Annotated in this window: 18 protein-coding genes and 1 tRNA gene; all 19 read left to right on the top strand. The window is 55.0% G+C overall.

Annotated features, from left to right (window positions below; translation table 11 throughout):
* The first annotated feature begins 9 nt into the window (after positions 1 to 9).
* Complete coding sequence (gene rpsH, locus PSV26_RS20610) at positions 10 to 405, top strand: 30S ribosomal protein S8 (RefSeq protein ID WP_300517205.1); 396 nt, start codon at positions 10 to 12, stop codon at positions 403 to 405.
* A gap of 22 nt (positions 406 to 427) precedes the next feature.
* Entirely contained in the window at positions 428 to 961 is a 534-nt protein-coding gene (gene rplF / locus PSV26_RS20605; protein WP_300517208.1) for a 50S ribosomal protein L6, read from the top strand.
* 11 nt (positions 962 to 972) lie between these two features.
* Positions 973 to 1338, top strand: coding sequence for a 50S ribosomal protein L18 (gene rplR / locus PSV26_RS20600; RefSeq protein WP_077592481.1), 366 nt, complete (start codon positions 973 to 975; stop codon positions 1336 to 1338).
* 17 nt (positions 1339 to 1355) lie between these two features.
* Positions 1356 to 1874, top strand: coding sequence for a 30S ribosomal protein S5 (gene rpsE, locus PSV26_RS20595; RefSeq protein WP_096669190.1), 519 nt, complete (start codon positions 1356 to 1358; stop codon positions 1872 to 1874).
* 11 nt (positions 1875 to 1885) lie between these two features.
* Positions 1886 to 2068, top strand: coding sequence for a 50S ribosomal protein L30 (gene rpmD, locus PSV26_RS20590; protein WP_077592479.1), 183 nt, complete (start codon positions 1886 to 1888; stop codon positions 2066 to 2068).
* Between the two features lie 12 nt (positions 2069 to 2080).
* Positions 2081 to 2512, top strand: a complete 432-nt coding sequence (gene rplO / locus PSV26_RS20585) for a 50S ribosomal protein L15 (RefSeq protein WP_300517213.1) — start codon at positions 2081 to 2083, stop codon at positions 2510 to 2512.
* A gap of 22 nt (positions 2513 to 2534) precedes the next feature.
* A complete protein-coding gene (gene secY / locus PSV26_RS20580) occupies positions 2535 to 3854 on the top strand; it encodes a preprotein translocase subunit SecY (protein ID WP_300517216.1) in 1320 nt (439 codons plus the stop codon).
* A gap of 5 nt (positions 3855 to 3859) precedes the next feature.
* The gene (gene infA / locus PSV26_RS20575; RefSeq protein WP_007869286.1) at positions 3860 to 4078 is read left to right on the top strand and encodes a translation initiation factor IF-1; all 219 of its coding nucleotides are present in this window, start codon (positions 3860 to 3862) and stop codon (positions 4076 to 4078) included.
* Positions 4079 to 4106: 28 nt separating this feature from the next.
* Entirely contained in the window at positions 4107 to 4220 is a 114-nt protein-coding gene (gene rpmJ, locus PSV26_RS20570; protein WP_011481465.1) for a 50S ribosomal protein L36, read from the top strand.
* A gap of 24 nt (positions 4221 to 4244) precedes the next feature.
* Complete coding sequence (rpsM, locus tag PSV26_RS20565) at positions 4245 to 4610, top strand: 30S ribosomal protein S13 (protein WP_096669186.1); 366 nt, start codon at positions 4245 to 4247, stop codon at positions 4608 to 4610.
* Between the two features lie 17 nt (positions 4611 to 4627).
* On the top strand, positions 4628 to 5032 hold the full coding sequence (gene rpsK / locus PSV26_RS20560) for a 30S ribosomal protein S11 (RefSeq protein WP_077592475.1): 405 nt from the start codon (positions 4628 to 4630) through the stop codon (positions 5030 to 5032).
* Positions 5033 to 5166: 134 nt separating this feature from the next.
* Entirely contained in the window at positions 5167 to 5790 is a 624-nt protein-coding gene (gene rpsD / locus PSV26_RS20555; RefSeq protein WP_096669184.1) for a 30S ribosomal protein S4, read from the top strand.
* A gap of 95 nt (positions 5791 to 5885) precedes the next feature.
* Positions 5886 to 6875: a DNA-directed RNA polymerase subunit alpha gene (rpoA, locus tag PSV26_RS20550; RefSeq protein WP_096669182.1), complete on the top strand. Its 990-nt coding sequence runs from the start codon at positions 5886 to 5888 to the stop codon at positions 6873 to 6875.
* Between the two features lie 84 nt (positions 6876 to 6959).
* A complete protein-coding gene (gene rplQ, locus PSV26_RS20545) occupies positions 6960 to 7361 on the top strand; it encodes a 50S ribosomal protein L17 (RefSeq protein WP_300517229.1) in 402 nt (133 codons plus the stop codon).
* Positions 7362 to 7379: 18 nt separating this feature from the next.
* A tRNA-Met gene (locus PSV26_RS20540) sits at positions 7380 to 7456 on the top strand.
* Between the two features lie 502 nt (positions 7457 to 7958).
* Entirely contained in the window at positions 7959 to 10157 is a 2199-nt protein-coding gene (locus PSV26_RS20535) for a type I secretion system permease/ATPase (RefSeq protein ID WP_300573657.1), read from the top strand.
* Positions 10158 to 10273: 116 nt separating this feature from the next.
* A complete protein-coding gene (locus PSV26_RS20530; protein ID WP_300517235.1) occupies positions 10274 to 11569 on the top strand; it encodes an HlyD family type I secretion periplasmic adaptor subunit in 1296 nt (431 codons plus the stop codon).
* 195 nt (positions 11570 to 11764) lie between these two features.
* Complete coding sequence (locus PSV26_RS20525; protein ID WP_300573654.1) at positions 11765 to 12259, top strand: response regulator transcription factor; 495 nt, start codon at positions 11765 to 11767, stop codon at positions 12257 to 12259.
* 77 nt (positions 12260 to 12336) lie between these two features.
* Positions 12337 to 13027, top strand: a 691-nt coding sequence (locus tag PSV26_RS20520; RefSeq protein WP_300573651.1) for a retention module-containing protein, incomplete at its 3' end; no start/stop codon positions are given.

Raw genomic sequence — 13027 nt, 5'->3', positions numbered from 1 at the left:
GAACCGCAAATGAGTATGAGTGATCCTATCGCCGACATGCTGACGCGCATCCGCAATGCACAAATGGTTGAAAAAGCTGTTGTGCTGGTGCCGTCTTCAAAAGTCAAAGTTGCCATCGCACAGGTTTTGAAGGATGAGGGCTACATTGATGGCTTTTCCGTCAATGCCAACGATGGCAAGCCGCAGTTGGAAATCGCCCTGAAGTATTACGCAGGACGCCCGGTGATTGAGCGCATTGAGCGCGTCAGCCGCCCTGGCCTTCGCGTCTACAAAGGCCACGGCGCTATCCCCCAGGTCATGAACGGTCTGGGCGTCGCCATTGTCACGACCCCCCAGGGTGTCATGACTGATCGCAAGGCGCGCGCTACCGGTATCGGTGGCGAAGTACTTTGCTATGTGGCCTAACGGGCATTGAGGAGTAACTGAAATGTCTCGTGTAGGAAAAATGCCAGTCGTCGTGCCTCAGGGTGTGGACGTGGCGATGAAAGACGACCAGATCAATGTCAAGGGTGCCCTCGGTACCCTGGCGCTGACGCAGAATTCTCTGGTGACCATCAAGATTGATGCTGGCCAACTGACTTTTGTGCCGGCCAACGAGTCGCGTGAAGCCAACGCCATGAGCGGAACCATGCGCCAGCTGGTTAACAACATGGTGACGGGTGTCACCAAGGGCTTCGAGAAAAAGCTGAATCTGGTTGGTGTGGGTTACAAGGCCCAGGCCCAAGGTGCCAAGCTGAACCTGACGGTTGGGTATTCACATCCTGTGGTGATGGATATGCCGGCCGGCATTCAGGTGGCAACACCGACGCCCACCGAAGTGGTCATCAAGGGGTCGGATCGTCAGCGCGTCGGCCAAATTGCTGCCGAAGTTCGTGCGGTCCGTCCTCCCGAGCCCTACAAGGGCAAGGGCATCCGTTATTCGGATGAGAAGATCACGATCAAAGAAACCAAGAAGAAATAAGGAGCTGCACCATGTTGACCAAAAAAGAGCAGCGCCTTCGTCGTTCACGCCAGACCCGCATTCGCATTGCCACCCAAGGTGTTGCCCGTCTGACGGTGAACCGCACCAATTTGCATATCTACGCCAGCGTCATCTCTGGCGACGGTACCAAGATCCTGGCATCTGCCTCGACCGCGGAAGTCGAAGTTCGCAAGGATCTTGGCGCTTCGGGCAAAGGTGCCAACGTTGCTGCTGCGCAGGCCATTGGCAAGCGCATTGCCGAAAAGGCAAAAGCGGCAGGTGTGGAAAAAGTAGCGTTTGATCGCGCTGGTTTTGCGTACCACGGCCGCGTTAAAGCGCTGGCCGAGGCGGCTCGCGAAGCTGGCTTGCAGTTCTAAGCAGACTGGAATTAAGTATGGCTAAGTTTCAAGCAAAACAACAAAACGACGCTCCAGACGATGGTCTGAAGGAAAAAATGATCGCGGTGAACCGCGTGACCAAAGTTGTCAAAGGCGGCCGGATTTTGGGTTTTGCCGCCCTGACCGTGGTTGGCGATGGCGACGGTCGTGTCGGTATGGGTAAGGGCAAGTCGAAAGAAGTGCCTGCAGCCGTACAAAAAGCCATGGAAGAAGCGCGTCGCAACATGACGAAGGTGTCCCTGAAAAACGGCACGCTTCATCACAATGTGTTCGGCCATTGGGGTGCTGCCAGCGTCATGATGATGCCAGCGGCCAAAGGTACTGGCATTATTGCCGGCGGCCCCATGCGTGCAGTGTTTGAAGTGATGGGTATCACTGATATCGTCGCTAAAAGCCATGGCTCCAGCAATCCGTACAACATGGTGCGTGCAACGATGGACGCCCTGAATAACTCCACGACGGCTTCGGACATCGCAGCCAAGCGTGGTAAATCCGTCGAAGAAATCTTCGGCTAAGGCGATACCCAATGACGACAGAGAAAAAACTTACGGTGACGCTGGTTCGCAGCCCGATTGGCACCAAGGAATCCCATCGCGCCACGGTGCGTGGTCTGGGTCTCCGTGGTATCAACAGCAAGAGCGAACTGCAGGACACGCCCGCGGTGCGCGGCATGATCAACAAGATCAGCTACCTGGTCAAGGTGCTGTAAGCGGAGCTTATGATGGAACTAAACGGAATCAAGCCTGCCGCAGGCGCAAAACATGCCAAACGCCGCGTCGGTCGCGGTATCGGTTCGGGCATTGGCAAAACCGCCGGTCGTGGCCATAAAGGCCAGAAATCCCGCGCTGGTGGCTACCATAAGGTGGGTTTTGAAGGCGGTCAGATGCCTTTGCAGCGCCGCTTGCCCAAGCGTGGCTTCAAGTCGCACAACCTCAAGTTCAATGCGGAAGTCACCTTGGCTGCGCTTGAGCAGCTCGGTTTGGCCGAGGTGGATCTGTTGACGCTCAAAACAGCCGGTCTGGTGGGTCAGCTGGCAAAGAACGTCAAAGTCATCAAGTCGGGTGCGTTGACCAAGGCTGTCAAGCTCAATGGCATCGGTGCGACTGCAGGTGCCAAGGCCGTGATCGAAGCCGCTGGCGGCGTGCTCGCTTAATTTTCATACACGGATAACACCAGTGGCAACCAGCTCTGCACAAATTGCAAAAACCGGCAAGTTCGGTGATCTGCGCAACAGGCTTGTGTTTTTGTTGCTTGCGCTGGTGGTGTATCGGGTTGGTGCGCATATCCCGGTTCCTGGAATTGACCCCGGGCAATTGCAGCAACTGTTCAAGGGGCAGCAGGGCGGCATATTGAGTTTGTTCAATATGTTCTCCGGAGGAGCCCTGTCGCGGTTCACGGTGTTTGCGCTGGGCATCATGCCTTACATCTCGGCCTCCATCATCATGCAGTTGCTCACCTATGTCGTTCCGACATTCGAGCAGATGAAAAAGGAAGGTGAAGCTGGTCGCAGGAAGATCACGCAGTACACCCGTTACGGGACCTTGGGTCTGGCATTGTTCCAGTCGATGGGTATTGCGGTTGCACTGGAGAGCTCTCCAGGTCTGGTGCTGGCTCCTGGATTTGGTTTTCGCATGACGGCTGTGGTCAGTTTGACCGCGGGCACGATGTTTCTGATGTGGCTCGGTGAGCAGATCACCGAGCGTGGTCTGGGTAACGGCATCTCGATCCTGATTTTTGCGGGTATTGCAGCAGGCCTGCCCAATGCTCTTGGCGGTTTGCTTGAGCTTGTCCGAACCGGTGCCATGAGTATTCTGGTGGCCATCGTGATTGTTGCCGTTGTTGTTTTGGTAACTTATTTTGTTGTGTTTGTGGAGCGTGGGCAGCGAAAGATTCTGGTGAACTACGCCAGGCGTCAGGTCGGTAACAAGGTCTATGGCGGTCAATCGTCCCATCTGCCTTTGAAGCTCAACATGGCTGGTGTGATCCCTCCCATTTTTGCTTCGTCGATCATCCTTTTGCCGGCAACCGTGGTCGGTTGGTTTAGTACCGGGGATGGTACGCGTTGGCTCAAGGACATCGCCAGTACGCTGACGCCAGGGCAGCCGATCTATGTGTTGCTGTATGCCAGTGCGATCATATTTTTCTGCTTTTTTTACACAGCACTGGTTTTCAATAGCCGGGAAACAGCTGACAACCTGAAGAAGAGCGGTGCATTCATTCCTGGCATTCGGCCCGGTGATCAGACGGCGCGTTACATTGACAAGATTCTGGTGCGCTTGACTCTGGCGGGTGCCATTTACATCACCTTTGTGTGTCTGTTGCCGGAATTCCTGATTTTGAAGTACAACGTGCCGTTCTATTTCGGTGGAACCTCGTTGCTGATTATTGTGGTTGTCACCATGGATTTCATGGCGCAGGTTCAAAACTACATGATGTCCCAGCAGTATGAATCCCTGCTGAAGAAAGCGAACTTTAAAACGTCACCAGGTGGTTGATTGGGATGTCGAAGGATGATGTTATCCAGATGCAGGGGGAGGTCGTGGAGAACTTGCCCAACGCGACGTTTCGCGTAAAGCTGGAAAATGGTCATGTTGTTTTGGGTCACATATCGGGAAAGATGCGAATGCATTACATCCGCATTCTTCCTGGTGACAAGGTGACGGTTGAGTTAACGCCTTACGATTTGTCGCGAGCACGCATCGTGTTTCGCGCCAAGTAAGTACAGTTCAGAAGTTTAGGAGAAAGAAATGAGAGTTTCAGCTTCGGTCAAGAAAATTTGCCGCAACTGTAAAATCATCCGCCGTAAGGGCGTTGTTCGCGTGATTTGCACAGACCCACGCCACAAACAGCGTCAAGGCTGATTTCAAGAGTTTTAGAGGACGCACATGGCTCGTATCGCTGGTATCAATATTCCGCCGCAGCAGCACGCCGAAATCGGCTTGACTGCTATTTTCGGCATCGGTCGCACTCGTGCTCGCAAAATTTGCGAAGCATGTGACATTGCGTATTCCAAAAAAGTCAAAGATCTTACAGACGGTGACTTGGAAAAAATTCGTGACCAGATCGCGCAATTCACCATTGAGGGTGACCTGCGTCGCGAAACCACGATGAACATCAAACGTTTGATGGATATCGGCTGCTACCGTGGCTTTCGCCATCGTCGCGGGTTGCCTATGCGCGGTCAGCGCACACGCACCAATGCGCGCACCCGCAAGGGTCCGCGCAAGGCGGCACAGTCCTTGAAGAAATAATTGAGTAAGAGGTAGTTATGGCAAAAGCCCCCAGCAGTAACGCAGCACAACGCGTTCGCAAGAAAGTACGCAAGAACGTTGCCGACGGCGTCGCTCACGTTCACGCGTCTTTCAACAACACCATCATCACGATCACAGATCGTCAGGGCAATGCCTTGTCGTGGGCATCTTCTGGCGGTCAGGGCTTTAAAGGCTCGCGCAAGTCGACCCCCTTTGCCGCTCAGGTCGCTTCTGAGGTGGCTGGTCGTGCCGCAATTGAACAGGGCATCAAGAATCTGGATGTCGAAATCAAAGGTCCTGGTCCAGGACGTGAGTCATCGGTTCGCGCGCTGGCAGCTCTTGGCATCCGCATCAATTCGATTGCTGACGTCACGCCTGTGCCGCATAACGGCTGCCGTCCCCAGAAACGCCGTCGTATTTAATTTAAGTTCTGCTTTCCCGGTTTGTTCCTCGTTTTCACGTAGGTCAGCCGGGCGAGTTTTTATCAAGCCCACCGCCGCCAGGTGACTACCTGCGGCTCCTGCAGTTTCTGCAGCAGATGACATAAGGAATTCAAGTGGCACGTTATCTCGGCCCCAAGGCCAAACTATCCCGCCGTGAAGGCACCGACCTGTTCCTGAAGAGTGCTCGCAGAGCCATCGGTGACAAGGCCAAATTTGACTCAAAGCCCGGCCAGCACGGCCGAACCTCCGGTACCCGGACCTCGGACTTCGGTCTGCAGCTTCGCGAAAAGCAGAAGGTCAAGCGCATGTACGGCGTGCTGGAAAAGCAGTTCCGCCGTTATTTCGAAGAAGCTGATCGTCGCAAGGGTAACACCGGCGCCAATCTGCTTTTTATTCTGGAATCGCGTCTGGACAATGTGGTTTACCGGATGGGTTTCGGTTCTACCCGTGCCGAAGCGCGCCAGCTGGTGTCGCACAAGGCGATCACTGTCAACGGCAGCTCCGTCAACATCCCTTCTTACATGGTCAAAACGGGCGACGTGATCGCCGTTCGTGACAAGTCCAAGAAACAGACCCGCGTGGCGGAAGCCCTGCAACTGGCGCAGCAAGTCGGCATGCCGGCCTGGGTGGATGTCAGCATAGACAAAGGCGAGGGCATTTTCAAGAAAGTGCCGGATCGCGACGAGTTTGCTGCGGACGTCAACGAGTCGTTGATCGTCGAACTGTATTCACGTTAATTTTCGTTCCTGCGCTTACGGGGCACTGTAGGCGCAGGGTCGCTTCACCCGGCCTTATCGGTGTAACGAGCCGAGGGTATTGAGAGGAAGAATGCATGCAAACCAATTTATTGAAACCGAAAACCATCAACGTTGAGCAGCTTGCCGCGAATCGCGCCAAGGTGACTCTGGAGCCTTTCGAACGTGGCTACGGCCACACGCTCGGCAACGCCTTGCGCCGCGTTTTGCTTTCGTCCATGGTGGGTCACGCCGCAACCGAAGTGACGATTGCCGGCGTGTTGCACGAGTACTCGTCAATTGATGGCGTCCAGGAAGATGTGGTCAATATCCTCCTGAATCTCAAAGGGGTCGTTTTCAAGCTGCACAACCGCGATGAAGTGACACTGAGCTTGCGCAAGGAGGGTGAAGGCCCCGTAACCGCCGCCGATATTCAGACGCCCCATGATGTCGAAATCATCAATCCAGAGCATGTCATTGTCAATTTGTCGCACGGCGGCAAGATAGACATGCAGATCAAGGTGGAAAACGGCCGTGGGTATGTGCCCGGAACCATGCGCCGCTATGGCGACGAATCTACCAAATCGATTGGCCGGATTGTCCTGGATGCCTCGTTTTCCCCTGTGAAACGTGTGAGCTATACGGTCGAAAGTGCCCGCGTCGAGCAGCGAACCGACCTCGACAAGCTGGTTCTGGAAATCGAAACCAACGGTGCAGTGACTGCGGAAGACGCCGTCCGAGCCTCAGCTAAAATCCTCGTTGAGCAGCTTGCTGTATTTGCACAGCTTGAAGGGAACGAACTGGCTGCTTTTGATGCACCTGTGCAACGCAGTTCTCAGCAATTTGATCCGATTTTGCTGCGTCCCGTCGATGAACTCGAATTGACAGTTCGCTCTGCCAATTGCCTCAAGGCCGAGAATATCTACTACATTGGCGACCTGATTCAGCGTACAGAGAACGAGCTTCTCAAAACGCCGAATCTGGGCCGCAAGTCCCTCAATGAAATCAAGGAAGTTTTGGCTTCCCGGGGGCTGACACTCGGCATGCGCCTGGAAAGCTGGCCTCCCGCTGGTCTTGACAAGCGATAATTGAAAATCAAGCCTCTTTCGCGAGGCAGTGCACAGGTAGTACCTGATACGGCTATCTGAATTACAAAATGAAAGGACAGCACCATGCGTCACGGACACGGACTTCGTAAACTCAACCGCACCAGCTCACACCGGCTGGCCATGTTACGCAACATGATGAACTCGCTTCTTCAACATGAAGCGATCAAAACAACTTTGCCCAAGGCCAAGGAACTTCGCCGCGTGGTCGAGCCAATGATTACTTTGGCAAAGGAGCCTACGCTTGCTAACAAGCGCCTGGCCTTTGACCGTCTGCGTGACCGCGACATGGTGGTCAAGCTTTTTGCTGAGCTTGGCCCTCGCTACAAGACACGTCCTGGTGGCTACACACGTATCCTCAAGATGGGATTTCGTGTCGGCGACAACGCACCGATGGCATTGGTTGAGTTGGTTGATCGTCCGGAAATCGCTGAAGCCACTACTTCTGACATCGCCAAGTCGGAATAGGGTATAATAAGAACATATCGCGCGGTGGAGCAGCCTGGTAGCTCGTTGGGCTCATAACCCAAAGGTCGTAAGTTCAAATCTTGCCCGCGCAACCATTCTCCGGCTGATGATGCCGGTGCCAAAACGCCCACTTGATGTGGGCGTTTTGCTTTCTGCTGTTCATATGCTATTGCCACGTAGGTGAGGGATTTTCTCGGTACGGCTTGGTCCATGGACTCAGGATGGCGATTTGCTTTTTTGGCGGGTTGCTCGGGATTTCCATGAGAAGCTGGTGTCTTGTGACGCGGGCGGGCATCCCTTGCAGGGGCAAACATGCGCCGGTAGGACCTCTTTTGTTTTTTTGGGTGATGCAATTGACGAATCTGTAGGTCTCTCTGTCGCGTAAACTCTTGGAGCGTTCCCGAACGGCGGGCAGCTCACAGATTTTTAACTGTCATGGGGTCGCGCCGCCACACTAAGCAGCCAATGTCACCAAAAAAATGATGCCAACTCACAAAATCTGACTTGCAAATGTAGCGGCAAGTGTTTGATTTTATTACAATTGGTTACTTGCGGTGTTGGCTTCAATTTTGAAAGAGCTGGCCTACAGATCGAGAAATGAGTGACATGAACGTGCCATTGCAGACCAGTCCGAAAAGCGAGGCTAGCCACCTGGCCCAAGGCTTGCGTGAGGATTTGTTGCATCACGATCCCTTGCTCGACTGTCTGGTCGAGTTGACGCGCATACATGGCCGCCCAAGCACCCGGGCCGCTTTGTCTGCCGGCCTTCCTCTGCCCAAGGCGGGTCTTCCTCCGTCGCTCTTTTCCCGTGCTGCAGCGCGGGCTGGTCTGTCATGCAAGATATTGAGACGTCCCCTTGAAAAAATAGATTCGGCGCTGTTGCCTGTTGTGCTGCTTCTTGAGGGGGATGGCGCCTGTCTTCTGCTCGGTTGGGATGAACAGGGGCAAACTGCAAATCTGCTTTTCCCGGAAGCTGGCCAAGGCGTTGTGCAGCTGTCACGTGAACAACTGCTTGGCCGATATGTCGGAATCGCGATTTTCTCTCGACCAAACTTTCGTTTTGACCAGCGGACGCCTGAGCTGGCTGACATCCCCCAGCGACATTGGTTTTGGGGCGCTTTTCGGGACCAGTTTCCGCTTTATCGGGATATTCTGGCGGCGGCGCTCCTCATCAATTTGTTTGCGCTCGCGTTGCCACTTTTCTCGATGAATGTGTATGACCGCGTTGTGCCGAACTTCGCGGTCGAGACACTCTGGATGCTGGCCTTCGGCCTGTTGCTGGTGCTGGTTATTGATTATTTCCTTCGCATCATGCGGGGTTATTTTGTGGACCTTGCGGGTTCTCGTATTGATATCAAGCTCTCCACGCTGATCATGGAACGGGTGCTGGGGATGCGGCTTTCCGAGCGACCAGCTTCAGTGGGGTCCTATGCCGCGACACTTCGCTCATTTGAATCGGTGCGCGACTTTATCGCATCTGCCACCGTCACTGCTGTGGTTGACCTCCCGTTTGCCCTGCTCTTCTTTCTCGTCCTCGGCTGGATATCCTGGCCGCTGGTCATACCGCCCCTGGTCGGGGTCATTGTTGTTGTCATCTACAGCTACATTGTTCAGCACAAGATGCATCTGCTTTCGGAGACCACTTTCAGAGCCTCTGCAATGCGCAATGCAACCTTGGTTGAGACATTGACAGCCATGGAGGCTATCAAGGCACACGGCGCCGAAAGTCAGATGCAGGCCAAGCTCGAGGACACTGCAGCGTTTCTCGCTCGTGTCAGTGCTCAGCTGCGGTTGTTGTCGTCGTCGGTGATCAACGTCGTTTCAAGCCTGCAGCAACTGATCAACATCGTGATGATCGTGGCAGGTGTGTATCTGATTCATGAGGGCAAACTGACCATGGGCGGCCTGATCGCGGCCACGATGTTGTCCGGGCGAGCCATGGCTCCGCTGGGTCAAATTGTGGCGCTGTTGATGCAGTACCAGAATGCAAGAACAGCCCTGGCCTCGCTTGAAGATACGATGAAAAAGCCGGGTGAGCGCTCCGATGAAATAAATTTCGTACACCGGCCGGACATCGCCGGGGAAATCGTATTTGACGATGTGCACTTCAGTTATCCCGGGCGTACCCAGGAAGCGTTACGAGGAGTTTCATTCAGAATCAAGCCGGGGGAAAATGTGGTCGTGATTGGCCGGGTGGGCTCGGGCAAGACGACCCTGCAGAGACTGATTTTGGGCCTTTACACCCCCTCTGAAGGCGCGATCACCATGGACGGCATCGACCTTCGCCAGCTTGACCCCGCGGATTTGCGTCGCAACGTCGGTTATGTTGAGCAGGATGCCATGCTTTTTTACGGCACCTTGCGCGACAACATCGCAATCGCGGCGCCCTATGCCGACGACGGCGCCATTCTCGCTGCCGCCGAGGTGGGCGGTTTGATTGAGTTTGCCAATCGCCATCCTCAAGGCTTTGACATGATCATTGGCGAACGGGGAGAGTCGCTTTCCGGCGGCCAGCGACAGGGCGTGGCAATCGCCCGTGCAGCTCTGCTGGAACCACCTGTGTTGTTGCTGGACGAGCCCACGGGCGCTATGGATTTTTCTTCAGAAGCGCAGTTCAAGGAACGCTTGCGCAGTTATGCCAAACACAAGACGATGGTCGTGGTGACGCATAGAAATACCTTACTGGATCTGGCTGACCGCATCATTGTTATCGACGAGGGCCGCATCGTTGCCGATGGTCCCTATGAGCAGGTCATCGAGGCGCTGAAAGCCGGCCGCATTGGGAAGGCCTCATGAAGCCGCGATGGATCACGTGGGCTCGACCCTTGATAGCAGGCCTGGAGGCTGTCCGGCGAGTGCTACAGCCTGGGCTGGATCGCACGCTCTCATCGTGGCGAGAAGATGATCGTCGCATGGATGCGGGATTTGGCGGTGATGCAGACCGCGCCATGCTTGCCCAAGAGCCGTTGCGAGCCAGAATGCTCGTTAAAAGCCTCGGTGTGGTTTTTATTCTGGCGGTTTTATGGGCAGGGCTTTCGGAAGTTGATGAAATTACGAAAGGCGAAGGCAAGGTCATTCCTTCGAGGCAATTGCAGATCCTGCAAAGTCTGGATGGCGGTATTGTTTCCGAGATTCTCGTCCAGGAAGGTCAGGTTGTTGAGCCTGGGCAAGTGCTGGTAAACATCGATACGACGCGCTTCGATTCTTCCGTGAAAGAAAACCGCGTCCAGTATCTGGCCCTGCTGGCCAAGGCGGCTCGACTACGTGCGCTTGCCGAAGGGGTGGCTTTTGTACCACCCCCTGAAGCCGTTGCCGAGGCGCCGAAGACAGTCGGAGAGGAGCTTCGTGCCTACGAAGCCAGCACATCCACCTTGAACGCACAGCTGGCTATCGCCCGGCAGCAACTGGCGCAGCGTCAGCAGGAACTGGTTGAAGTTCGGGCGAAGCGGGAGCAGGCGTCGCGTGCATACGAATTGACGGCCAAAGAGCTGGGGTACACCAAGCCCTTGCTCAAGGATGGCGCTGTATCAGAAGTCGAATTACTCCGACTGGAGCGGGAAACGGGGCGTTTTCTGGGTGAGCGGGAAATGGCCTCAGCCCAAATTTCAAAGACTCAGTCGGCGATCGAAGAGGCCTCACGAAAAATTCAGGAAATCACCTTGAATTTTCAGAGCGAAGCCCGCAAGGAGTTGTCCGATACCTTGGCAAGGCTAAACGTGAGTTCAGCTGGCGGGGTCGGATTGGCAGACAAAGTCGATAAATCCTCGCTGCGCTCCCCGGTCAAGGGCACGGTCAAGCGCCTTCTTGTCAATACCGTGGGAGGGGTGGTTCAGCCGGGAAGGGACATTATTGAAATTGTGCCGCTTGAAGAAAACCTTCTTCTCGAAGCCAAGGTATTGCCAAAAGACATCGCTTTCTTGCGACCGGGGGATCGGGCTCTGGTGAAGTTCACGGCGTATGATTTTTCCATCTATGGCGGCCTCGAGGCCAAGCTGGAATTCATTGGCGCTGATTCGGTCACTGATGAGCGCGGCAATACGTTTTATACGGTGCGTGTTCGTACCGAAAAATCCAAGCTGGGCGAGGGTCTTCCCATCATTCCGGGGATGGTCGCTGAAGTGGATATCATCACCGGCCAAAAATCCATACTGTCCTATCTTCTCAAACCTGTATTGAAGGCAAAACAAGCCGCCTTTACAGAGCGCTAGATCGGGACGTCAGTGGGAATTCAGGACTCCGGACATCTATTTCTCTGCCCGTACGGACGCATGCTTCCTCGCTGGAGTGAAGCTTTCAAGATGGGAAGAGCCGGCAAAGTCCACACTGTGAGACCCGGTTGGGAGGCGGGAAGGGTTGATCTCGTTTGGCTGCGGCTTGAGCAGGGCGTGCCTGTGGCTGTGCAGATGGAACGTCTTGCCCCGCGTTTGAAGCTGGTCCCCTGCGTGGTATTGAGTGATCTGCCGACAGATGAGGAGGCGATTGCCGCTTTTTCGGCCGGTGCGCGGGGATACTGCAATACGCACGCCTTTCCTCATGTTTTGATCCAGGTTGCTGCGGTCGTGTTGCAGGGGGGGCTCTGGATTGGGGAGTCATTGATGCAGCGGTTGGTTAGCGCCACCAGCCGGGTGCAGGTGCAGGCGCAAGCTAGTAGGGTTGATGCCGGTGTAAGGCCTGGCTGGTCTGAAGACCTCACTGACCGGGAGAAGGAGGTTGCCGCCACGCTCGCCGCCGGAGCCAGCAATAAGGAGATTGCCCGGGCACTTGGCATTACAGAGCGAACCGTCAAGGCGCATGTGGGCGCCATTCTTGAAAAACTTCATGTGCGGGATCGCCTTCAGTTGTCGCTGGTCGTGAACGGCCAGGCGTCCGGACGCCCTCAGAATCCGGGTTCGGCCTAGTACCTCCGTACAGTTCCTCTGGCCAGTCAAACGGACTACATTGAAGTCCAATGTACTAACTCGGTCTGGGATTCGCTATGGCAAAAGAAGCCAACGTCGTCGGCAATGTCGTTTTGATTGAAGGCATAGCCTTTGCGCAGAACAGTGATGGTGACCAGCGCCTTCTTAAGTTCGGTGATCCTGTTTTTGAAGGGGAAGTAATTGTCACGGCGGCCGGAGGCCGTGTAGAACTCGCCTTCGATCAAGGCGGAAAGTTTCTTCTCCGTTCCAGGGAAACCGTAACACTTGACTCAACCGTCTTTGGCAACGTCCTGCCGGATGTGAATAGCGGCGCCCTTTTGCCGCGTGTTGGAGAACTCACCAGCATTCTCAGTGCCATTAGCGAAGGCAGCAGCCTTGACAGGTTATTACAGGAAACGTCATCCGGGGTGAGTTCGGCTTCTGACGCCGGCGGCGCCAATATACGGGCTGACGATGGCAACAGTTTTGTGCAGTTGTTACGGACAGCCGAGGAGCTTGCGCCGTTAACGTATGAATACGCTTCACTTGGCAGGCAATCTTTGGGGTATTTGCCAACTGGCGGCGTGCAGCGATCCGACAATGCAGCGGGCGCGTCTGAGCTTGGCGATCAGGGCTTCTCCGCTGCACTTCCCGCGACCGGCGCTCCTGTTGCTTCTGTCGTTCCTGCGTCCGATGCTGCCGTTGTTGGGTCGGTCTCGACGCTGACCAGCGCGACAGCGGCGCTGACAGAGACCAACGCGGTGCTGA

This window comes from Polaromonas sp. (assembly GCF_029945685.1).
Taxonomy (GTDB): domain Bacteria; phylum Pseudomonadota; class Gammaproteobacteria; order Burkholderiales; family Burkholderiaceae_C; genus Polaromonas.
Note: the sequence above shows the minus strand (reverse complement) of the source record. Positions and strands in the feature narration are given on the sequence as shown.

Bases quoted from the DNA above. Each gene is read 5' to 3' on its own strand.
- rpsH (WP_300517205.1), top strand. From the start codon at position 10: ATGAGTATGAGTGATCCTATCGCCGACATGCTGACGCGCATCCGCAAT.
- rplO (WP_300517213.1), top strand. From the start codon at position 2,081: ATGGAACTAAACGGAATCAAGCCTGCCGCAGGCGCAAAACATGCCAAA.
- PSV26_RS20535 (WP_300573657.1), top strand. From the start codon at position 7,959: ATGAGTGACATGAACGTGCCATTGCAGACCAGTCCGAAAAGCGAGGCT.
- rpoA (WP_096669182.1), top strand. From the start codon at position 5,886: ATGCAAACCAATTTATTGAAACCGAAAACCATCAACGTTGAGCAGCTT.
- infA (WP_007869286.1), top strand. From the start codon at position 3,860: ATGTCGAAGGATGATGTTATCCAGATGCAGGGGGAGGTCGTGGAGAAC.
- rpmD (WP_077592479.1), top strand. From the start codon at position 1,886: ATGACGACAGAGAAAAAACTTACGGTGACGCTGGTTCGCAGCCCGATT.
- rplF (WP_300517208.1), top strand. From the start codon at position 428: ATGTCTCGTGTAGGAAAAATGCCAGTCGTCGTGCCTCAGGGTGTGGAC.
- rplR (WP_077592481.1), top strand. From the start codon at position 973: ATGTTGACCAAAAAAGAGCAGCGCCTTCGTCGTTCACGCCAGACCCGC.
- rplQ (WP_300517229.1), top strand. From the start codon at position 6,960: ATGCGTCACGGACACGGACTTCGTAAACTCAACCGCACCAGCTCACAC.
- PSV26_RS20530 (WP_300517235.1), top strand. From the start codon at position 10,274: ATGGATGCGGGATTTGGCGGTGATGCAGACCGCGCCATGCTTGCCCAA.
- rpmJ (WP_011481465.1), top strand. From the start codon at position 4,107: ATGAGAGTTTCAGCTTCGGTCAAGAAAATTTGCCGCAACTGTAAAATC.
- rpsM (WP_096669186.1), top strand. From the start codon at position 4,245: ATGGCTCGTATCGCTGGTATCAATATTCCGCCGCAGCAGCACGCCGAA.
- rpsK (WP_077592475.1), top strand. From the start codon at position 4,628: ATGGCAAAAGCCCCCAGCAGTAACGCAGCACAACGCGTTCGCAAGAAA.
- PSV26_RS20525 (WP_300573654.1), top strand. From the start codon at position 11,765: ATGGAACGTCTTGCCCCGCGTTTGAAGCTGGTCCCCTGCGTGGTATTG.
- rpsE (WP_096669190.1), top strand. From the start codon at position 1,356: ATGGCTAAGTTTCAAGCAAAACAACAAAACGACGCTCCAGACGATGGT.